Origin of the sequence: Bradyrhizobium barranii subsp. apii (assembly GCF_011516635.5) — a bacterium.
Taxonomy (GTDB): Bacteria; Pseudomonadota; Alphaproteobacteria; order Rhizobiales; family Xanthobacteraceae; genus Bradyrhizobium; species Bradyrhizobium barranii.
Window position 1 is genome coordinate 3,808,358 of the sequence record NZ_CP096255.1, and the last position, 22,013, is coordinate 3,830,370.

General features: G+C 64.6%; 14 protein-coding genes. 7 read left to right on the forward strand and 7 right to left on the reverse strand.

All coding sequences use genetic code 11. The features are described from left to right. Window positions 1–4: 4 nt before the first annotated feature. Window positions 5–1,624, reverse strand: a complete 1,620-nt coding sequence (locus tag HAP41_RS18040) for a GMC family oxidoreductase (protein ID WP_166098738.1) — start codon at window positions 1,622–1,624, stop codon at window positions 5–7. A gap of 211 nt (window positions 1,625–1,835) precedes the next feature. Between HAP41_RS18040 and HAP41_RS18045 the strand changes: the two genes are divergently transcribed. Then, window positions 1,836–3,008 (forward strand): M20 aminoacylase family protein, encoded by a 1,173-nt coding sequence (locus HAP41_RS18045; protein ID WP_085403878.1) that lies wholly within the window; start codon window positions 1,836–1,838, stop codon window positions 3,006–3,008. Window positions 3,009–3,079: 71 nt separating this feature from the next. Here HAP41_RS18045 and HAP41_RS18050 read toward each other — a convergent pair whose 3' ends face one another. From HAP41_RS18050 to HAP41_RS18060, 3 genes are all read right to left on the reverse strand, one after another. Next, a complete protein-coding gene (locus tag HAP41_RS18050; protein WP_166098733.1) occupies window positions 3,080–4,714 on the reverse strand; it encodes an inorganic phosphate transporter in 1,635 nt (544 codons plus the stop codon). Window positions 4,715–4,821: 107 nt separating this feature from the next. Further along, window positions 4,822–6,264: a UdgX family uracil-DNA binding protein gene (locus HAP41_RS18055; RefSeq protein WP_166098728.1), complete on the reverse strand. Its 1,443-nt coding sequence runs from the start codon at window positions 6,262–6,264 to the stop codon at window positions 4,822–4,824. Beyond that, the gene (locus HAP41_RS18060) at window positions 6,264–7,499 is read right to left on the reverse strand and encodes a putative DNA modification/repair radical SAM protein (RefSeq protein WP_166098724.1); all 1,236 of its coding nucleotides are present in this window, start codon (window positions 7,497–7,499) and stop codon (window positions 6,264–6,266) included. Before HAP41_RS18060 ends, HAP41_RS18055 begins: the two co-directional genes overlap by 1 nt. Window positions 7,500–7,662: 163 nt before the next feature. Between HAP41_RS18060 and HAP41_RS18065 the strand changes: the two genes are divergently transcribed. Genes HAP41_RS18065 through HAP41_RS18075 form a run of 3 tightly spaced genes read left to right on the forward strand, consistent with a single transcriptional unit; the run spans window position 7,663 to window position 13,305 of the window. Continuing rightward, window positions 7,663–8,445, forward strand: coding sequence for an ImuA family protein (locus HAP41_RS18065; protein ID WP_166098719.1), 783 nt, complete (start codon window positions 7,663–7,665; stop codon window positions 8,443–8,445). After that, window positions 8,348–9,934, forward strand: coding sequence for a Y-family DNA polymerase (locus HAP41_RS18070; protein ID WP_166098710.1), 1,587 nt, complete (start codon window positions 8,348–8,350; stop codon window positions 9,932–9,934). The genes HAP41_RS18065 and HAP41_RS18070 overlap by 98 nt, the downstream gene beginning before the upstream one ends. Continuing rightward, a complete protein-coding gene (locus HAP41_RS18075; protein ID WP_166098704.1) occupies window positions 9,931–13,305 on the forward strand; it encodes an error-prone DNA polymerase in 3,375 nt (1,124 codons plus the stop codon). The genes HAP41_RS18070 and HAP41_RS18075 overlap by 4 nt, the downstream gene beginning before the upstream one ends. Window positions 13,306–13,625: 320 nt before the next feature. Here HAP41_RS18075 and HAP41_RS18080 read toward each other — a convergent pair whose 3' ends face one another. Both HAP41_RS18080 and HAP41_RS18085 read right to left on the reverse strand, forming a co-directional pair. Next, window positions 13,626–14,396 (reverse strand): SDR family NAD(P)-dependent oxidoreductase, encoded by a 771-nt coding sequence (locus tag HAP41_RS18080; protein WP_166098701.1) that lies wholly within the window; start codon window positions 14,394–14,396, stop codon window positions 13,626–13,628. 262 nt (window positions 14,397–14,658) lie between these two features. After that, a complete protein-coding gene (locus HAP41_RS18085) occupies window positions 14,659–14,946 on the reverse strand; it encodes a hypothetical protein (protein ID WP_085403970.1) in 288 nt (95 codons plus the stop codon). A 113-nt stretch (window positions 14,947–15,059) separates the two neighbouring features. Between HAP41_RS18085 and HAP41_RS18090 the strand changes: the two genes are divergently transcribed. The 3 genes from HAP41_RS18090 to HAP41_RS18100 all read left to right on the forward strand — a co-directional run bounded on the left by HAP41_RS18090 (window position 15,060) and on the right by HAP41_RS18100 (window position 21,008). Beyond that, window positions 15,060–16,466: a CoA transferase gene (locus tag HAP41_RS18090; RefSeq protein WP_166098696.1), complete on the forward strand. Its 1,407-nt coding sequence runs from the start codon at window positions 15,060–15,062 to the stop codon at window positions 16,464–16,466. A 151-nt stretch (window positions 16,467–16,617) separates the two neighbouring features. Beyond that, window positions 16,618–17,862 carry an efflux RND transporter periplasmic adaptor subunit gene (locus tag HAP41_RS18095; RefSeq protein WP_166098692.1) on the forward strand — a complete coding sequence of 415 codons (1,245 nt, stop codon included), beginning with the start codon at window positions 16,618–16,620 and terminating at the stop codon, window positions 17,860–17,862. Window positions 17,863–17,891: 29 nt separating this feature from the next. After that, a complete protein-coding gene (locus HAP41_RS18100; protein ID WP_166098683.1) occupies window positions 17,892–21,008 on the forward strand; it encodes an efflux RND transporter permease subunit in 3,117 nt (1,038 codons plus the stop codon). Window positions 21,009–21,028: 20 nt separating this feature from the next. Here the strand turns inward: HAP41_RS18100 and HAP41_RS18105 are convergent, their stop codons facing one another. Then, the gene (locus HAP41_RS18105) at window positions 21,029–21,991 is read right to left on the reverse strand and encodes an amidohydrolase family protein (protein ID WP_166098678.1); all 963 of its coding nucleotides are present in this window, start codon (window positions 21,989–21,991) and stop codon (window positions 21,029–21,031) included. Between the last annotated feature and the right edge of the window lie 22 nt (window positions 21,992–22,013).

Here is a 22,013-nt window from a genome sequence, read left to right on the forward strand (position 1 = left end):
GATGCTACTTCGCATCCTCCAAAATCATCGTCGCGCCCTTCTCGGCGATCATCGCGGTCGGCGTGTTGGTATTGCCTGACGTTATCGTCGGCATGATCGACGCGTCGATGATGCGCAGGCCGCTCAGGCCGTAGAAGCGCAAGCGCTCGTCCACCACCGCCATCGGATCATTCGCCGCGCCCATCTTCGCGGCGCCGACGGGATGGAAGATGGTGGTGCCGATGTCGCCGGCGGCCTTGGCGAGCGAGGCATCGTCGTCGCCGACGGTGGGACCGGGCAGATATTCGCTCGGGCGATATTTGGCCAGCGCCTTCTGCTGCATCAGGCGGCGCGTGGTGCGGATGGCGTCGGCGCCGACCTGGCGATCGTCGTCGGTCGACAGATAGTTCGGCGCGATGATCGGCTTCTCGTCCGGGCTCGCCGAGCGCAGCCGCACCGTGCCGCGCGAGGTCGGCTGCAGATTGCAGGCGCTCACCGTGATTGCGGGGAAGCGGTGCAGGGGATCGCCGAACTTGTCGAGCGACAGCGGCTGCACGTGGAACTGGATGTTGGCGCGGGCGCGCGTCGCGTCGGAGCGCGTGAAGATGCCGAGCTGCGACGGCGCCATGGTCAGCGGCCCGCGGCGGCGGAAGGCGTAGTCGAGCCCCATCAGGCCACGGCGGAACAGATTGTAGTAGGTCTCGTTCAGCGTGCGCACGCCCTCGACCTTGTAGATCGCGCGCTGCTGGAGATGGTCCTGGAGGTTGCGGCCGACGCCGGGCTTGTCCATCACGATGTCGATGCCGAGCGGCGACAGCCAGTCGGCGGGGCCAATGCCGGAACGATGCAGCACCTGCACCGAGCCGATGGAGCCTGCCGAGAGGATCACTTCGCGCTTGGCACGCGCCTCGATAACCTCGCCATTCTGGATGAAGCGCACGCCGACGGCGCGGCCCTGCTCGATGATGAGACGGTCGACCAGCACGTTCTTCTCGAGCCGCAGGTTGGGACGGTTCAGCGCCGGCTTGAGGAAGCCCCGTGCGGACGACCAGCGCCGACCACGCTTCTGGTTGACGTGGAAATAGCTGGTGCCTTCGTTGTCGCCGGTGTTGAAATCCGGAATGCGCTTGATGCCCATCTCCTCGGCGGCGTCGCCGACGGCGTCGAGAACGGCCCATGACAGCCGTGGCGCCTCGATGCGCCAGCCGCCGCCGGTGCCATGATGCTCGCTCGCGCCGAGGAAATGATCCTCGAGCCGCTTAAACAGCGGCAGCACGTCGTCATAGCCCCAGCCGGTCATGCCGAGCTGGCGCCAGTGGTCGTAATCGGCGGCCTGTCCGCGCATCGAGATCATGGCGTTGATCGCCGAAGAGCCGCCGATCACCTTGCCGCGGGGATAGGCCAGCGAGCGGCCGTTCAGGCCCGGCTCCGCCTCGGTCTTGAACATCCAGTCCGAGCGCGGATTGCCGATCGCGAAGAGATAGCCGACCGGAATGTGGAACCAGATCCAGTTGTCGTCGCCGCCGGCTTCGAGAATGAGGACGCGATTCCCCGATACGGCCGAGAGGCGGTTGGCGATGATACAGCCGGCGGTGCCGGCTCCGACGACAATGTAGTCAAACTCACCTTCGAGGCGCCTCGGCATTCTGCTTCCACCCAAACAGGCGTCATGCCCGGGCTTGTCCGGGGCATCCACGCGCTTTCCGTCCTAATAGTCAGACGTGGATGGCCAAGACAAGCTGGTGGCAAGCCCGGCCATGACGAGAGCACAGGGGACCCTCGATCCGCGGGAGTTAGGTGGACTGGTGCTTGCATGGTAGACAGTCCTGTATTCCCAACAAGGCTTGAGACCCTCCATGCCCATCGTGAACCGCGTCGCCGACCTCCAACCCGATATTCAGGCCTGGCGCCGGGACATCCACCAGCATCCGGAGCTGCTGTACGACGTCCACCGCACCGCAGCATTCGTTGCGGACCGGCTGCGCGAGTTCGGCTGCGACGAGGTCGTGACCGGCCTCGGGCAGACCGGCGTGGTTGGCGTGATCAAGGGCAGCAAGCCGGCCGGCGATGGGCTCAAGGTGATCGGCATGCGCGCCGACATGGACGCGCTGCCCGTCGACGAGCAGACCAACCTGCCTTACGCCTCCAAGACTCCGGGCAAGATGCACGCCTGTGGCCATGACGGCCACACCGCGATGCTGCTCGGTGCGGCGCGCTACCTCGCCGAGACCCGTAACTTCGCCGGCGATGCTGTGGTGATCTTTCAGCCTGCCGAGGAGGGCGGCGCCGGCGGCGCGGCCATGGTCAAGGACGGCCTGATGGAGCGGTTCGGCATCGAGCAGGTCTACGGTATGCACAACGGCCCGGGCATTCCGATCGGCTCGTTCGCGATCCGGCCGGGCCCGATCATGGCGGCGACCGACGAGGTCGACATCATGATCGAGGGCCTCGGCGGCCACGCCGCGCGTCCGCACAAATGCGTCGATTCCGTGCTGGTCGGCGCGCAGGTGATCACCGCGCTGCAGTCGATCGTCGCCCGCAGCGTCGATCCCCTGGAATCGGCCGTGATCTCGATCTGCGAATTTCACGCCGGCAACGCCCGCAACGTCATTCCGCAGACCGCAACGCTGAGGGGCACCATCCGCACGTTGTCGCCGGAGGTGCGCAAGCTGGTCGAGAAGCGCGTGCACGAGGTGGTGGCGGGCGTGGCGCAGATCACCGGCGCCAAGATCGACCTGCACTACAAGCGCAATTATCCCGTTGTGAACAACCACGCCGCGGAGACCGAGGTGGCGCGGCGTATCGCCAGGAACGTTGCCGGCGAGGCCAATGTGCACGAGATGCCGCCGCTGATGGGTGGCGAGGATTTCGCCTACATGCTGGAAGCGCGGCCCGGCGCCTTCATCTTCTGCGGCAACGGCGACAGCGCCGGCCTGCATCACCCCGCCTACAATTTCAACGACGAGGCGATCGTGTTCGGCACGTCCTATTGGGTCAAGCTGGTCGAGGAGTCGCTCGCGGCGTCTTAACGCCGAACCGAAGCACAAACGAAGAGGGCCCGTGCATCGCACGGGCCCTTTGTCTTTGCGGAATGATCGGCTCAGAAAATCCGCGAGAAGATCACATACAGCGTGGCCGACAGCGCGATCGCGCAGGGCAGCGTCAGCACCCAGGCCATCAGCAGGTTGCGGATGGTCGCCATCTGCAGGCCCGAGCCGTTCGCGGCCATGGTGCCGGCGACGCCGGACGACAGCACGTGGGTGGTCGAGACCGGCAGGCCGAACACGTCGGCGGCGCCGATCGTGGCGGCGGCGACCAGCTCGGCGGAGGCGCCCTGTGCGTAGGTGAGATGGGTCTTGCCGATCTTCTCACCGACGGTGACGACGATGCGCTTCCAGCCGACCATGGTGCCGAGGCCGAGCGCGATGGCGACGGCGACGGCGACCTTCACCCAGGTCGGGATGAACTTCGTGGCGCTATCGAGGCCGCCCTTGTAGGCGTTCAAGGTCGCGACCTCTTCCTTGTTGAGGTCGTTTTCCTTGTCCTTCATCAGGAAGCGGATCGCTTCCGAGGTCAGGTACATGTCGTTACGGGTGTTGCCGACCACTTCCGCCGGCACCTTGTTGAGCGAGCCGTACTTCGCGACCTGGTCGCCGACATCCTTCACCAACACCGACAGCGAGGGGTAGGTGCCTTCGCTGATGTGGTGCGAGGTGATGTACTGCGTCACCGCAGGACGGGGATCGCCGATGATCAAGTGACCGGCGCCCTTGGCCGCGATCACCTTGGAGGCTGCGTCCGAGACCTTCTGGAACTGGGCGACCTGGCTCTCCGGCAGCGCGCGGTTGAGCGCGTAAGCCGTCGGCACGGTGCCGATCAGGATCAGCATGATCAGGCCCATGCCCTTCTGGCCGTCGTTCGAGCCGTGGGCGAAGCTGACGCCGGTGCAGGTCGCGATCAGCAGGCCGCGGATCCACAGCGGCGGCGCCTTGTTGCCTTCGGGCGCGGCATAGAGCGCCGGGTTGCGCACGATGAACTTGAGCAACAGCAGCAGCACGGCGGCGCAGATGAAGCCGAACAGCGGCGACAGCAGGAGCGCGTAGCCGATCTCGGTGGCCTTGCTCCAGTCGACGCCCGAGGTGCCGTCGCGGCCGCGCATGACGGCATTGGCGATGCCGACGCCGATGATCGAGCCGATCAGCGTGTGGGAGGAGGAGGCGGGCAGGCCGAAATACCAGGTACCGAGGTTCCAGATGATCGCGGCGATCAAGAGTGCGAACACCATGGCGAAGCCGGCGCTGGAGCCGACCTGGAGGATCAGCTCGACCGGCAGCAGCGAGACGATGCCGAACGCGACCGCGCCGGAGGACAGCAGCACGCCGAGGAAGTTGAAGAAGCCCGACCACATCACCGCGAATTCAGCCGGCAGCGAATGGGTGTAGATCACGGTCGCCACCGCGTTGGCGGTGTCGTGGAAGCCGTTGACGAATTCGAAGCCGAGCGCGATCAGCAGCGCGACGAACAGGAGGATGTAGGGCAGGAAGGTCGTCACCTTCGTGCCGGTCGCGTTGACGTCGACATAGATGCTGTAGGCAACGAAGAGCAGGCCTGCGGCAAGGATGCCGAAGAACAGGATCATCGTGAGCGGGTTAAAACCCTTGTCGAGATTGGGCCTGGAAGCCGGCTGGACAGGCGTCGGATCGCCTACCGCACGGTCGAATGCAACATCTGTCATTTTTGGACGCCCCTTAACTAATTTGAAGGGCTATTGTCCGCGATGGATTTGAAGGCTGGATGACAACTGCGTCGTAAAGTCGCTTTCCCTCCAGTATTTGCCAGTATTTAGGCGGCGCGCGGGGCTTTCTTCTGCAAGCCGGCGGCAATCTTCAGGTCTTCGACAAAGCGCTGATATTCCAGCACTTTGGCTTCCGGATCGGGCAGTCGCAGCAGATAGGACGGGTGCACCGTCACGAGCGCCTTGCGGCCGTCGGGCAGGTCTATGAGCCGCCCACGGGTCTTGCCGATCGGGATGATCTTGCCGAACACGCTTTGCGCGGCGGTGGCGCCCATCGCCACGATGAGCTCGGGCTGGATTGCCGAAACTTCCCGCTCGTACCATTGCCGGCACGCCCGGATCTCCGGCGTCGCCGGCTTCTGGTGCAGACGGATCTTTCCGCGCGGCACGAATTTGAAGTGCTTGACCGCGTTGGTGACGTAGACCTTGTTGCGGTCGACGCCGGCTTCCTGAAGCGCACGGTCGAGCATCTGGCCGGCCGGGCCGACGAAGGGGTGGCCGGCGAGGTCTTCCTTGTCGCCGGGCTGCTCGCCGACCAGCATGATGGTCGCGTCTTTCGGGCCCTCGCCGAACACGGTCTGCGTCGCGTCCTTGTAGAGCGGGCAGGCGCGGCAATGGGCGGCCTCCTCGCGGAGCGCTTCGAGATCGTCGGCAGCCAGCTTGCGTGGCATCGGAGCCTCCGGCCGCCTCTGGGGCTTGTGCGGATCGGTTGCAGCATTGGCGATCATGGCGCCGGTCATGCGCTCGGCATCCTCGATCAAGGGCTTAATGATCGACGCCTCGGGCAGGTTCCTCCAATATTTCTTCGGCATCTCCGTCTGCATTGCCTTCACCTTCAGCCGCGCCGGATTGAAGATGCTGGCGTAGTAGCGCCGCCAGGTTTCCTCGAGCCGGTCTTCGCCGGGTGCTTCGTTCTTGCTCACGCCCGACGTGAACGAGAGCGCGTGGCCATCCCAATGCGCACACAGATCGGGTGTCAGGATCGACCAGGGCATGTCGGCGAAGCGCTTGGCGAAGAACGGTGCGGCGAGCTCGACGATGTAATGCTCCGGCTCGAACCAGGCGACGTAATGCGCCGCGCGTTCGCGGCCGATCTCGCGGAAGCGCACGAAGGCATGCATCTTGTGCTCGTCGCGATGAACCGCTCGTGCCATCGCCGTGACTTGCGCGACATCGGGATCGGTCGCGACCTCGATGAGATCGTGATTGTCTTTCAAGCGCCAGAGCAGGCGATAGAGGATCGCAAAGCGCTCGGGATCACGATGCAGGATCGCGGCCTTCGCGAGCTCGACGAATTTTGCCGAGACGTTGAAGGTGCCGTCGTTCACCTCAAATATCGGAGACGGCGAGGGCGGTGCAAACAACTCGGCTTCGCCGCCTTGTACGGTCCAGGTGACATCGGTTGGCTGCACATGATGCAGCACGAGCGACCGCGCGGCTTTGCGCCAGCCGTCGAAATCGGTTTCGGTGTCGAGGGTGATGTACTGCATCAGAAGCCAAACCCCAATTGTGTTGCCTTCGGCTTGAACCGCTCGATCAGCCGCGCCTCGTCGAGGCGATGCGGCGCGGGGCGGTGATCGCTGAGGACGATGAAAGGCAGCGCCTTGTTGCGGGGCACATGCAGCCGCGCGAGATCGGAGAGGCGGATCGTGGTGGTGCGCCGCGTCGCGATGATGCGTTCGACCGCCTTGGTGCCGAAGCCGGGCACGCGCAACAGCTCCTCGCGGCTGGCGCGGTTGACGTCGAGCGGGAAGCGGTCGCGATGGCGCAGCGCCCAGGCGAGCTTCGGATCGATGTCGAGCGGCAGCATCGCGCTGTCGTCGACGATCTCCGCAACGTCGAAACCGTAGCACCGCATCAGCCAGTCGGCCTGGTAAAGCCGGTGCTCGCGCAGCAGCGGCGGCTGTACCAGAGGCAAAGCGCGGCTGGCATCGGGGATCGGGCTGAAGGCGGAGTAATAGACGCGCCGCAGCCGGTATGAGCCGTAGAGATTGGCGCTGGTGTGGAGAATGGTGTGATCAGAGGCCGTGTCGGCGCCGACGATCATCTGCGTGCTCTGTCCGGCGGGCGCGAAGCGCTGCGGCCTCGCCTTCGTCTTTGTGCTGCGGTTTTCCTCGGCCTCGTCGAGCTTCAGCCGCAGCCGGCCCATGGTGCGGCGGATCGCGCGGACGTCCTTCTCCGGCGCGTATTGCTGCAGGCTCGTCTCCTCAGGCATCTCGATGTTGATGGAGAGACGGTCGGCATATTTGCCGGCTTCCGCGATCAGCGCGTCGTCGGCCTCGGGAATGGTCTTGAGATGGATGTAGCCGCGGAAGTGATGCTCCTCGCGCAGTTTGCGCGCGACGCTGACCACCTGCTCCATGGTGTAGTCGGGGCTGCGGATGATGCCGGAGGAGAGAAACAAGCCCTCGATGTAATTGCGCCGGTAGAAGTCGAGCGTGAGCTTGACCACTTCGTCGATGGTGAAGCGGGCACGCGGCACGTTGGAAGAGGCGCGGTTGACGCAATAAAGGCAGTCGTAATTGCAGGCGTTGGTCAGGAGCACTTTGAGCAGCGAGATGCAGCGTCCGTCCGGCGCGTAGGAATGGCAGATGCCCATGCCCGGTGCGGTCGAGCCCACGCCCTTGCCATCGCTGGAATCCCGCTTCTCAGTGCCGCTGAAGGCGCACGACGCGTCGTATTTGGCGGCATCAGCCAGAATCTCCAGCTTGCGTTGTACGTCCATCGTCGAATCCCTTTGATTCAGCTTACGAATCCGGATGAGCACCAATTCGATTGACTCCCCGGCCGCTGTTAGCTTTATATTAGAACATATCATGAACAAATGAGCCAGCCGCAGGTTCTTATTTTTGAGAACCTCGGCAATCACCTCTGAAGGAGCGGCGTATATGAGCGGCGCACGGATGAACGCGCTTGCGACCTTGCGCGGCCAGATCGAGCGCATCGAGACGGCGGAGGTCGTGCATCAGCACGATCGCGTCGCGCTCGGCCACGGCGAGGTCGACAGCGCGCTGAAGGGCGGGCTCGCGCGCGCGGTGATCCACGAGGTGTTTTGCGAGGGCCGGCAGGGAACCGCCGCGACGGGTTTTGTCATGGGGCTTGCGGGGCGTGTCTCGCGGCGCCGGCCGCTGCTGTGGGTGCGGCAGGATTTTTCGGAACTCGAGACCGGCGCGCTGTCGATGAGCGGGCTTACCGAGATCGGTCTCGATCCGCGCCGCGTGGTGATGGTGCGCGCCGCCGATGTCGAGAGCGCGCTGCGGACCTCGGCCGATGCGCTCGCCTGCGACGCACTCGGCGCCGTCGTGCTCGAGCTCTGGGGTGAGACGCGGCAGTTCGATCTCGTGGCGAGCCGCAAGCTGACGCTGGCCGCGCAATCGTCCGGTGTCACCGGCCTGATGTTGCGGATGGCCGCGCAGCCGCTGCCCTCGACCGCGGAGACGCGATGGATGCTGCGCGCGGCGCATTCGCTGCCGGGCCCGGCATGGAGTGCCTGGGGCTCGCCGCGCTTCGATGCCGAGCTGTTGCGCAATCGTCATGGCCCCTGCGGCCGGTGGATCATGGAATGGAAATGTGATGAGTGCCAGTTCAGTGAACCGTCGGCGTATCCTCAGCCTGTGGCTGCCACGCCTGCCCATCGATCGGATTCAGCGGTTCTTCGGCGCGCTGGGTAAGGCCAATGATCCGAGCATCGTTGTCATCAAGGACAACAATGCGCTGGTGATCCATGCGCTCAATGAAGCCGCCGAGCGCCTCGGCTTGCACATCGGCCAGCCCCTGGCCAATGCACGGGCGATGTGTCCGGACTTGAAAGTGTTCGACGCCGATGTCGTGGCCGATGCGAAGACGCTCAGCGACGTCGCCGACTGGTGCGACCGCTTCACGCCGCTGGTGGCGCTCGATCCGCCGCACGGGCTGTTTCTGGACATCACCGGCTGCGCGCATCTGTTCGGCGGCGAGGCTGCGTTGTTGCAGACCTTCGTCCGCGCGCTCGCCCGTCAGGGTTTTGCCGTCAGCGCGGCGATCGCCGGCACCTCAGTCTGCGCGCGCACGCTGACGCGGCAGGCCTCCGGCACCATCGTCGCCGATGGCGGGGAGGCGGCGGCGATCAGCCGGCTGCCGGTGTCCGCGCTCGGTGCGGGCGAGGCCATCACCACTGGTCTGCGCCGCGCCGGCCTGAAAACCATCGACGATGTCGCCTCGCGCGAGCCGCATGAGATCACGGCGCGGTTCGGCGCGCGGTTCTCCACGCTGCTCGCGCATGCGCAGGGGCATGGCGATGCCCCGATCAATCCGCGCAAACCGCTGCCGGATTACATCGTGGAGAAGCGCTTTGCCGAACCGATCGCCACCGACACCATGATCGCGATGACGCTGTCGCGGCTCGCCGATACGCTGATCGCGTCGATGGACAAACAGGGCAAAGGTGCGCGCCGGCTGGAAGCTGCGTTTTTCCGCACCGACGGCGTGGTGCGCGCGATCATGGTCGAGACCGGCCGGCCGGTGACGCAAAGCAAAGTCATCGACCGGCTGTTTCGCGAACGTCTCGATGCGCTCGCCGATCCGCTGGATCCCGGCTTCGGTTTCGACATGGTGCGGCTGTCGGCGAGCCGCACCGAGATCGTGGTGCAGGAGCAGCGCGATCTCGACGCCCATGTCCACGACAATGACGAGCTCGCCGCGCTGATCGACCGCATCGCCGCGCGCATCGGCGGAAAGCGCGTCGTCGTGCATTTGCCTGAGGATACCCATATCCCCGAATGTGCGGTGCTGGCCGCGCCTGCCCAGCACCATCTCGCCGTGGCCATGCAGGCCGAATGGCCGGCGCGCGCCGAGAGCGAGCCGCCGCTGCGCCCCCTGCGGCTGTTCGACAGACCGGAGCCGATCAAGGTGCCGTTCGCGACCGTGCCCGACGGCCCGCCGCATCAGTTCACCTGGCGCCGCGCGCTGCATGCGGTGGTGCGGGTGGAAGGGCCCGAGCGTATCGCGATGGAATGGTGGCGGCAGGACGGCAAGCAATTGACGCGGGATTATTTCCGCATCGAGGATGCCGAAGGCCTGCGCTTCTGGATATTTCGCGACGGTCTTTACGAAGGAGAGGTGTTCGACGACGAAGGCAAACCCATTCCCCCCAACTGGTATGTGCACGGTCTCTTCGCATGACCACGCCCGCTTATGCCGAGATCGGCATCACCACCAACTTCTCCTTCCTGCGCGGCGGCTCGGATCCGCGCGCCTATGTGCATCAGGCGAGCATCCTCGGCATTCCCGTGATCGGCATTGCCGACCACAACACGCTCGCCGGCGTGGTGCGCGCCTACAAGGAGCTCGACAATGACAAGGTGCTGCACAAGCCGAAATTGCTGATCGGCGCGCGCATCGTCTTCATCGACGGCACGCCCGACATTTTGGTCTATCCGCGTGACCGCGCCGCCTATGGCCGGCTGTGCCAGCTCCTCACCAGGGGCAAGCGCGGCGACGACATCACGCGGATCGAGAAGGGCGAATGCCATCTCACTTTTGCCGACCTTCTCGAGTTTTCCGAGGGCCAGCTCCTGGTCCTGACGCTGCCGCATCGCTTCGAGCCCGCGCAGGCGCTGGATGTTCTCGCCAAGCTTAAGGACAGCCGCGCCGAGGGCGTGTGGCTGGCGGCGAGCCTGGTCTATCGCGGCGACGACCGCCGCCGCCTGGCGCGGCTCGATGATCTCGCCGCCAAAGCAAACGTGCCGCTGCTCGCGACCAACGAGGTGCTCTATCACGATCCCGGCCGCCGTCCGCTTCAGGACGTGCTCACCTGCATCCGGGAAAAGACCACGATCGAGGCGGTCGGACGGAAGCTCGAAGCCAATGCCGAGCGCTTCCTGAAGACGCCACGCGAAATGTCGCGGCTGTTCCGAGATTTTCCCGAGGCGATCGCGGAGACCATGCGCTTTGCGGGCAAGATCGATTTCACGCTCGACCAGCTCAAATACCAGTATCCGGACGAGCCGGTGCCGCGAGGCAAGACCGCGCAAGGGCATCTGGAGGATCTGACCTGGGCCGGCGTCGACAAATATTTCGGCGGCAAGATCGATGACAAGCTGCGCGCGACCCTGAAGAAAGAGCTCGCGCTGATCGCCGAGCTGAAATACGCGCACTACTTCCTCACCGTGCACGACATCGTGCACTACGCGCGCAGCCAGAACATCCTGTGCCAAGGGCGGGGATCGGCGGCGAACTCAGCGGTCTGCTACGTGCTCGGCATCACCTCGGTCGATCCGACCAAGGTCGATCTGCTGTTCGAGCGCTTCATCTCCAAGGAGCGGCTGGAGCCGCCTGACATCGACGTCGATTTCGAGCATTCGCGGCGCGAGGAGGTGATGCAATATGTCTATCGCCGCTACGGCCGCCACCGCGCCGCGATCATCGCCACCATCATCCATTACCGCCCGCGCAGCGCCATTCGCGACGTCGGCAAGGCGCTGGGACTGACCGAGGACGTCACCGCCGCGCTCGCCGACACCGTCTGGGGAAGCTGGGGCAAGGGCCTCAACGACATGCAGGTCAGGCAGGCCGGGCTCGATCCCAACAATCCCATGATCAACCTCGCGGTCGAGCTTGCGACCGAGCTGATCGAATTCCCGCGCCATCTCTCCCAGCATGTCGGGGGCTATGTGCTGACGCAGGACCGGCTCGACACCTATGTGCCGATCGGCAACGCCGCGATGGACGACCGCACCTTCATCGAATGGGACAAGGACGACGTCGACGCGCTCAACATGATGAAGGTCGACGTGCTCGCGCTGGGCATGCTGACCTGCATCAGGAAGTGTTTTGATTTGATCGACCACCACAAGGGCAAGCGCTGGGTGCTGGCGAGTGTCCCTCAGGACGATCCCAAGGTTTACGACATGCTGTGTGCTGGGGAATCCCTCGGCGTGTTCCAGGTCGAGAGCCGCGCCCAGATGAACATGTTGCCGCGGTTGAAGCCGCGGACCTTCTACGACCTTGTCATCGAAGTCGCGATCGTGCGGCCCGGACCGATCCAGGGCGACATGGTGCATCCGTATCTGCGACGGCGGAACGGCCAGGAAAAGGTGAGTTATCCCTCGCCATCACCCGAACACGGTCCCGCGGACGAACTCTACAAGGTGCTGCACAAGACGAAAGGCGTGCCCTTGTTCCAGGAGCAAGCCATGCGCATCGCGATCGAGGCGGCAAAATTCACCTCCGAGGAGGCTAACGGCCTGCGTCGCTCGATGGCGACCTTCCGCAATGTCGGCACCATCGGCCAGTACGAGGAGAAGCTGATCGGCAACATGGTCGCGCGCGGCTACGATCCCAACTTCGCCAGAAGCTGCTTTGACCAGATCAAGGGCTTTGGCTCCTACGGTTTTCCAGAGAGCCATGCCGCGAGCTTTGCTCAGCTCGTCTACATCTCGTCATGGCTAAAATATCATCACCCCGATGCGTTCTGTTGCGGCCTGTTGAACTCGCAGCCCATGGGCTTTTACGCGCCGGCGCAGATCGTCGGCGACGCCCGCAAGAACGGCGTCGAGGTGCGCGACATCGACGTATCCCACAGCTTTGCGCAAAACACGCTGGAGAACACCGACGGCAAATACTGCGCCGTGCGCCTGGGCTTCCGTCAGATCGACGGCTTTCACTGGCTCGATCCCGATGAGGAGTTGCTCAAAGAGGCGCAGGCGAAACGGCAAGGCAAGGTATATGTCACTCAGAAAGACTGGGCCGACCTGATCATCGACGCCCGCAATAGCGGTCCCTTCACCTCGCTCGAAGACTTCGCCCGCGACACCGGTCTGCCCAAGCGTGCGCTGATCCTGCTCGCGGATGCCGACGCCTTCCGCTCGCTCGGCCTCGACCGCCGCGAGGCGCTGTGGCAGGTGCGGCGGCTGCCCGACGACGTGCCGCTGCCGCTGTTCGAGGCCGCGACCGCGCGCGAGCAGCCGGACGAGCACGCAAAACCATTGCCGGAGATGCCGCGGGCCGAGCAGGTGGTCGCGGACTACCAGACCATCCGGCTATCGCTGAAGGGCCATCCGATGGAATTTTTGCGCGAGATGTTCTCGCGCGAGCGTGTGGTGGCCTGCAGGGACATCAGCCATGAGAACGAGCGGCGCCGCGTCCGCTGCGCCGGCGTGGTGCTGGTGAGGCAGCGGCCGGGCAGCGCCAGCGGCGTCGTGTTCATGACGCTGGAGGACGAGACCGGCATCGCCAATGTCGTGGTGTGGCCCAAGATCATGGAGCAGTACCGCAAGGAGGTGATGGGCGCGCGCCTCATCCTGGTCGAGGGCTATATCCAGAGCAGCCCCGAAAAGGTGACGCATCTCATCGCCCAGCGCATGGTCGACCGCTCGCACGATCTGGTCGGCCTCGCCAACGACGCGCTGAGCCGCAAGCATCCGGTGCCGGCAGGCGCCGACCTGATCGAGCCCCTCAACGACGATCCCCGCGCCCACGCGGATATGCCGGCGCAAAAAATCCGCCACCCCCGCAACGTCCGCATCCTGCCGCCATCGCGGGATTTTCATTGAAGATGTGACGCAGAATGCCGCCACACCGTCATTGCGAGCGCAGCGAAGCAATCCAGACTGCCGCCCGTGGAAAGACTCTGGATTGCTTCGCTGCGCTCGCAATGACGAACTTGTTGAGCCGGGCCGTGTCACACTCTCGGTGTCATATCCCGCGACCCGGCTACGCCAAGGCTTCGCCGGGGCTGAGGTCCAGGGCCGCCGAAGCTTTAGCGTAGGCGGCAAGCGGGGTATCCAGTACGCTGCGGCTTCTCGGTTCTAGCCGCGCTGTCTCTGGAATACTGGATCGCCCGGTCAAGTCGGGCGATGACAGAGTGCCCGCTCTAAAAATTCACCCGGTTCGAGATCGCGCCGTCCACGACGAGATTGGAGCCCGTGGTGAACCCCGACACCGGGCTTGCCAGAAACACCGCCGCGCTTGCAATCTCCTGCGGCGTTGCCATGCGGCCCGTCGGGTTGCGCTTCATCGCGTCATTGTAGCGCTCCGGCATCTTCTGCTCGATCATGTTCCAGACGCCGCCCTTGAAATAGACCGTGCCGGGCGACACCACGTTGACGCGGATCTTCTTCTTTGCGTATTGCCGCGCCAATCCCTTGGCCATGTGGATCAGCGCCGCCTTGATCGGGCCGTAGGAGCTGGCGAGATCGGCCTGCGCCGCCGAGATCGAGGAGATGATGACGAAGGCGGCATCGCCGCTCTTTTCGCCGCTGGCCTCGAGGAACGGCCGCGCGGCGTCGAACGCATGCACGGCGCCGAGCACGTCGAGCCGGAAGTTCTGCTCCCAGGATGCTGCATCATGGCCCTGCGCCATCGCGCCGGCATTGGCGAACAGCAAGTCGACGCCGCCAAGCTCCTTTGCAGCGGTCTCGATCCAGGATTTCAGCGCCGCGCCGTCAGTGACGTCGACCGGTCCGCCGCTGGCGCGGATACCGCTTGCCCTGAGTTCAGTGACGGTCGCCGCAACCTGATCGGCGTTGCGCGCGCACACCGCGACATTGGCGCCTTCACCGGCCAGCGTCGCCGCGATCGCCCGCCCGATGCCGCGCGTGCCGCCGAGGACGATGGCGTTCTTGCCTTTGAGACCGAGATCCATTGTTTGGTTTTCCTTTTTGTTGATCGCAGGGAGTGTAACCGTTTCAGGAGATACGCAGAAGCCTCAACATCGTCATTGCGAGCGTAGCGAAGCAATCCAGAAATGAATCCGCGGAAACAGTCTGGATTGCTTCGTCGCAAAGGCTCCTCGCAATGACGAGGTCGTAGGATGGGCAAAGGCGCATAAGCGCCGTGCCCACCATTCCTCAGTTTGCACGCAAGCGGTGGGCACGCTTCGCTTTGCCCACCCTACGAATTCTGCTTCACTCCGGTGCCGCCCCCACCGGCGGGCCGCCGGGCGGGCGGTGCAGGAAGGTCAGCGACACGTAGGCGCCGGCCCAGGAGCCGATCGCCGCGAAAGCGACATAGAACGGGTTTTCGGTGTAGCTGATCACGGCGTAGGAGGAGAGCAGGTACCAGACCGCGCTCCAGTTCGCCGCCGGCACGCGCTTGCGCGCGATCACGGCCGAGGTGAACATGACATAGACTGCGTCGGTGGCCGCCGTTGCGATAAACACGGCGCCTGCGGTGAGGGGATCTACGGCGGCCATTGCATTCCTTTCTGCGATCATGACATGGTCGCGAAAACTACAGCATGATCCGGAAAATGCGCAGCGGATTTCCGAAAAGATCATGCTTAAATCTGAAAGGGAGAGAAGCGGTCATGCAAAGCCCCGCCGATATTCTTAGGGATCTCTGGACCTCCATCGGCGGCGACAAGGCCGCGCTCGAACGCGTGCGGCTGACCGGCGAGGAGCCGCAAATTCCGTCCTCGTTTCGCGTCGCCGTCGCCGGGCAGACGACGATTGCCGCCGCCGGTCTTGCCGCCGCCGAAATCTGGAGACTGCGCAACGGTGAGACGCAGGACGTCTCCGTCGACATGCGCCACGCCGTCGCCGAATGCCGTTCGGAGCGTTATTTGCGCCTCGACGACAAGCCGCCGCCGCCAGCCTGGGACGCCATCGCCGGCGTCTACAAAACTGGAGACAACCGCTTCGTCCGCTGCCACACCAATTTCCCGCATCACCGCGACGCCGTCTGCAACGTGCTCGGTTGCGAGCCCGAGCGCGACAAGGTTCAGGCCGCGTTGATGCAATGGAAGGGCGAGGATTTTGAAACTGCGGCCTATGCCGCGGGCGGCGTCGTCGCCCTGATGCGTTCCTACGACGAATGGTCCGCGCTGCCGGAGGCGCGCGCGCTCGCCGAACTGCCGCTGGTTTCGATCGAGAAGATCGGCGAGGCCCCGCCAAAGCCGTGGCCGCAGGGATTGTCGAACGGTGATCGTCCGCTTTCCGGGCTGCGCGTGCTCGATCTCTCGCGCGTCATCGCGGGCCCCGTTGCCGGTCGCACGCTCGCCGCGCACGGCGCGGATGTGCTGCTCGTCTCGGGGCCGGAGCTGCCGGCCATTCCCTGGCTCACCATCGATACCGGCCGCGGCAAGCTCACCACGTTGGTCGAGCTGAAGAGCGAGGCGGGCAGGGCGCAGCTGCGCGAGCTGTTGAAGGGCGCCGACATCTTCTCGCAAGGCTATCGTCCGCGCGCGCTTGCAGCCCTCGGGTTCGCGCCGGAGGATGCAGCGAACATCAATCCCGGCATCGTCTACGTCACGCTGTCGGCCTATGGCCATGCCGGCCCCTGGGCGGAGCGGCGCGGTTTCGATTCACTGGTGCAGACCACAACGGGCTTCAACCACGCCGAAGGGCAGGCCGCCGGCATCGACGGTCCCAAGGAATTGCCGGCGCAGATGCTCGACCATGCCACCGGCTATCTGATGGCGTTCGGCGCGATGATGGCCAAGGCACGCCAGGCCCGCGAGGGCGGGAGCTGGCAGGTGCGCGTGTCGCTGGCGCAGACCGGACGCTGGCTGTGGAATCTCGGCCGGCTCGATGGCGGCCTGGATACCCCGGATCTTACGGGCGAGGCCGTACATGCTGCATTCATCGAGTCCGTGCCATCTGGCTTCGGCACGTTGAAGGCGGTGCGCCATTCCGCGCTGCTGTCGACCACGCCGGCGCGATGGAGCCGCCCGGCGATGCCGCTCGGCAGTCATCCGTCACAATGGCCGGCTTGAAACTGACGTGAAGCTGACGCGATGCAATATTTTAACGCAAACGGAAAGGTGGCTGGCGTTTTTTAGGTTGTTTGAAATCCCAATTCAGCACTATTAGCGCGACCGATAAGGCAGGCGTCTGCCGAGATCGTCGCAGACTTGACCGGGCCCCATGGTAGTTGAAAATACCAAGCGATTGCAGGTGTTTACAAAACAACGGGTGATCACATCCGTAGTTTTACTGGCACTCGCCTGCGCCGGTGCCTATGGCTTCCTGCGTGCGGGGGCCAAGGAAAAGAGCCACTCCGAGGTCTCCAGCCAGTCGCGCAGGAATGCGCAGAATTTCACGCCGACGCCGTCCGAGTGGGCGACGCTGACGATCGAGCCGGTCAAGGCCAAGACCTTCCGGGCCGAATATGTCACCGAGGGCAAGGTCGCGGTCGATGAGGATCGCTCGACGCCGGTGTTCTCGCCCTATGCGGGCCGGGTGACCAAGCTGCTCGCCAAGCCGGGCGAGATGCTGAAGCAAGGTCAACCGCTGTTCACGATCGAGGCCGCCGACACCGTGCAGGCCCAGAACGATTTCATCGCTGCGATGACCTCGCAGAACAAGGCGAAGTCTGCGATCGATCTTGCCGACATCCAGTTCAGGCGCGCCAAGGACCTCTATGAGGGCCGCGCCATTCCGCTGAAGGACTATCAGCAGGCCGAAACGACCCAGGTCCAGGCGCAGAACGACGTGCGCTCCTCGGGGACGGCGCTGGAAGCCGCGCGCAACAAGCTGCGCATCCTCGGCTTCACCGACGAGACCATCAAGGCATTCCAGGACAAGGGCGTCATCGATCGGGAGATCACGATCTATTCGCCGATCTCCGGCACCGTCGTGCAGCGCAAGATCGGTCCGGGCCAATACGTCAATTCCGGCGCTAGCGATCCGGTCTTCGTGATCGGCGACCTCTCCACGGTCTGGCTCACCGCCTTCGTGCGCGAGAGCGATGCGGCCGCGGTGTGCATCGGCCAGGACATCAGCGTCAACGTGATGGCGCTGCCGGGCCACCCCCTGACCGCCAAGATCAACTACGTCGCCGCCGCCATCGATCCCAACACCCGCCGCCTGCTGGTTCGCGCGACCATCGACAACAAGGACGGCCTGCTCAAGCCGGAAATGTTCGCCAACGTCACGATCTATTCGGCCGGCGACCGTGCCGCGCCGGCGGTGCCGAAGCAGGCGCTGATCTATGAGGCCGACAAGGTCCGCATCTGGGTCGCGCGCGAGGACAAGTCGGTCGAGCTGCGCCAGATCAAGACCGGCCTCATCAATGGCAATTTCGTCGAGGTCACCAGCAATCTGAAGCCAGGCGAGCAGGTCGTCACGAAGGGCAGCCTGTTCATCGACCGCGCGGCGTCCGGTAGCTGATCGACGACCCAAGAAAATTGAAGACCTGAATGGATCGTCTCGTCGCCCTTGCCGTCAACCGGCGCTTCCTGATGGTCGGGATGTTCGTCGCCGTGCTGATCGGCGGCGTGATCGCGTTCAACCAGCTCAACATCGAGGCCTATCCCGACCCGACGCCGCCGATGGTCGACATCGTGACGCAGAGTCCGGGCCTGTCGGCGGAGGAGATCGAGCGCTACATCACGATTCCGATCGAGACCCAGGTCGCGGGTCTGAAGAACCTCACGACGATCCGTACCATCTCGCTCTACGGCCTCTCCGACATCAAACTGCAGTTCTCCTTCGCCTATACGTATGACGAGGCGCAGCAGCAGGTCTTGAACCGCCTGGCGCAGCTCGCGCCGCTGCCGGGCAATGTGCAGCCGCAGATCTCGCCGCTCAGCCCGATCGGCGAAATCTTCCGCTACCGCCTCGTCGGTCCGCCGAACTACAGCGTGCTCGACCTCAAGACCATCCAGGACTGGATCCTGCAGCGCCGCTTCCGCGCCGTGCCCGGCGTCATCGACGTCACCGGCTGGGGCGGCAAGAGCAAGACCTACGAGCTCCAGGTCGACTTCAACAAGCTCGTCGCCAACGGCCTGACGCTGCCGCAATTGCTCCAGGCGGTCAGCAATTCCAACGTCAATGTCGGCGGCAACACCGTCAATATCGGCCAGCAATCGGCCGTGGTACGCGGCGTCGGCCTGATCCGTTCCATCGACGACCTCGCCAACACCATGGTCTCGCAGACCAACGGCAATCCGGTGCTGGTCAAGGACGTCGCCACCGTCACCGTCGGTCAAAAACCCCGTCTCGGCATTGCCGGCCTCGACGATTCCGACGACATCGTGCAGGGCATCGTCCTGATGCGCCGCGGTGAGCAGAGCTCGCCAACCATCAAGCGCGTCCACCAGCTCGTTCAAACCATCAACGACTCCAGCATCCTGCCGCCCGGCGTGCGCATCGAGCGCATCTACGATCGCGGGGACCTGATCGACCTCACCACCCACACCGTGCTGCACAACATGGTGGTCGGCATCCTGCTCATCGTGCTGTTGCAGTGGATCTTCCTCGGCGATCTCCGCAGCGCGCTGATCGTCGGCGCCACCATTCCGTTCGCGCTGTTCTTCGCCGTGATCATCCTGGTGCTGCGCGGGGAATCCGCGAATTTGCTGTCGGTCGGCGCCATCGATTTCGGCCTCATCGTGGACGCCACCGTCATCATGGTGGAAGCGATCTTCCGCCGCCTGACGCAGACCACGCCGGTGTCGGAATCCGAGCAGATGTCGCCCGAGACGCTGTTCGGCATGAAGAGCCACGCCATCCTCAGCGCCGCCGCCGACGTGTCGCGCTCGATCTTCTTTGCCGCCGCCATCATCATCGCGGCGTTCCTGCCGTTGTTCACGCTGTCCGGCGTCGAGGGCAACATCTTCGGGCCGATGGCGCGCACCTATGCCTATGCGCTCGCCGGCGGGCTGCTCGCGACCTTTACGGTGACCCCGGCGCTGTCCGCGATCATTCTGCCTGCGCATCTCGAGGAGACCGAGACGAGGGTCATGCGGATCCTGCACCGGATCTACATGCCGGTGCTGAATTGGGCCGTCGCCAACCGCGGCATCATGCTCGGCGGCGCGGTCGGTCTCGTGCTGATGACGGTGGCGCTCAGCCGCCTGCTCGGCCTCGAATTCCTGCCCAAGCTGGAAGAGGGCAATCTCTGGATCCGCGCCACGCTGCCGCCGACCATCTCGCTCCAGGAAGGCAACACCTACGTCAACGAGATGCGCAAGCTGATCCGTGCCCGGCCCGAGGTGGAATCCGTGGTGTCGCAGCATGGCCGCCCCGATGACGGCACCGACGCTGCCGGCTTCTTCAACGCCGAGTTCTTCGCCCCCCTCAAGCCCGCAAGCCAATGGCCGGGAACGCACGACAAGGAAGAGTTGACCGCGCAGCTGTTGAAGCAGCTCGACGATCGCTTCCCCGGCGTCGAATTCAACTTCTCGCAATATCTCCAGGACAACGTCTCCGAAGCCGTCTCGGGCGTGAAAGGCGAGAACTCGATCAAGCTGTTCGGCAGCGATCTCCAGGCGCTCACCGACACCGCCAACAAGATCAAGTCGGTGCTGGCGACCGTGCAAGGCGTCACCGACCTTGCGGTGTTCACCTCACTCGGGCAGCCGACCATTCAGATTGACATCGACCGTGCCAAGGCCGCGCGCTATGGGCTCGCGCCCGGCGACATCAACGCCACCATCAAGGTCGCGATCGGCGGCGATACCGCGGGCGATCTCTACGAGCCAGGCTCCGATCGTCACTTCCCGATCATCGTCCGTCTCGCGCCGGAATATCGCAGGAGCGCCGAGGCGATCCAGAATTTGCGCATCGGCGCGCCAGGGCCGAACGGCACCGTCACGCAGATTCCCTTGAGCGAGGTCGCCACCATCAGCCTCGTCTCCGGTGCCGCCTACATCTATCGCGAGCAGCAGGAACGCTATCTGCCGATCAAGTTCTCGGTGCGCGAGCGCGACCTCGGCAGCGCGATCCGCGAGGCGCAACAGAAGGTCGCCGAGCAGGTGCAGCTGCCGCCCGGCTCGCACATGGACTGGGTCGGCGAGTTCGGCAATCTCCAGGACGCCATCCGCCGGCTGTCGATCGTGGTGCCGATCTCGCTGACGTTGATCGGCGTGCTGCTCTGGTTCAATTTCGGCTCGATGACCGACACGCTGCTTGCCATGAGCGTGATCCCGATGGCGATCTTCGGCGGCGTGCTCGGGCTGTTGATCACCGGCACTGCGTTCAGCGTCTCCGCCGCGATCGGATTCATCGCGCTGTTCGGCATCGCGGTCATGGACGGCATCATCATCCTGTCGCAGTTCAACCAGCTCATCGAAGAGGGCATGGACCGCGTGAGCGCGGTGATACGCACCGGCGAGTTGCAGCTCCGGCCGGTGCTGATGACCTGCGTCGTTGCCGGCGTCGGCCTGCTGCCGGCGGCGCTGTCGGAAGGCATCGGCTCGCAGGTGCAGAAGCCGCTCGCCGTCGTCGTCGTCACCGGCATGATGCTCGCGCCGGTCGTGATCCTGGTGACCTTGCCGGTCCTGATCTCCTTCTTCTCCCGCGGCGCGCGCTGATCGCGCGCCGTCGCCGCGCCTCAGAATCCGTAGAGACGCGCGGGATTGTCGACCAGGATCTTCTTGCGCACCTCCGCATCCGGCGCCCACACAGGAAGCTGGTTGAGGAGCCGGCCGTCTTCGATCTGATAGAAGGGCGCGATGTCGGTGGGCTTGCGTCCCTCGACGGGGCTGGAATCCGGATGCGGCCAGTCGGTGCCCCAGACGATGCGGTCCGGGTTCGCCGCGATCAGCGCCCGGGCATAGGGCACCATGTCCTGATAGTCGGGCGCGAGGTTCGACGAGCGATAGGCTCCCGAGATCTTCACATAGGCCTTGCCGGATTTGACGAGCGCGATCAGGTCGGAGAATCCCGGCTGCTCCAGTCCGAGCGACGCCTCGAGGCCGCCGAAATGGTCGAACACGGCCGGCACGGGCGAAGCCAGCACGAGCTCCTTGATCGCCGAGATCATCGGCAGCGTGGTGTAGAGCTGCACGTGCCAGCCGCGCGCCTTCATGCGCTCGACGGCGGCGGTGAAGCGCGCGCGGCCGACATTCGGATCGCTGACGCCGCCGGTGGCGAGATTGATGCGGCTGCCGCGAAAACCGTCCGCCTGCATCGCGTCGAGCTGTGCTTCGGTCGTCTTGTCGTCGATCACGGCCACTCCGCGCGCTGTCGCGCCGCGCGCCTTCATGCCGAACAAGGTGGAGGAATTGTCGGTGCCGTAGACGCTCGGCGTCACGATCACCACGCGCTCGATATGCAGCGCCTTGTGCAGCGCCGCCATTTCCTCGGGGCTTGCCGGTTCCGGCGTATAGACGCGCCCCGCGAAGAACGGAAACTTTTCGACATCACCATGGATGTGCGTGTGGCAGTCGCAGGCAAGGGCCGGAACGTCGAAATCGACCGGCGTCGCGGGCTGCGCCGCACGGGCGTGAGCTTTGTTGGTCATGACTACTCCGGCGGCAAGGGAGGCAAGCAGGACGCTGCGTCGGTTGAGCATGGTTCTCTCCCTGCTTCGTTAT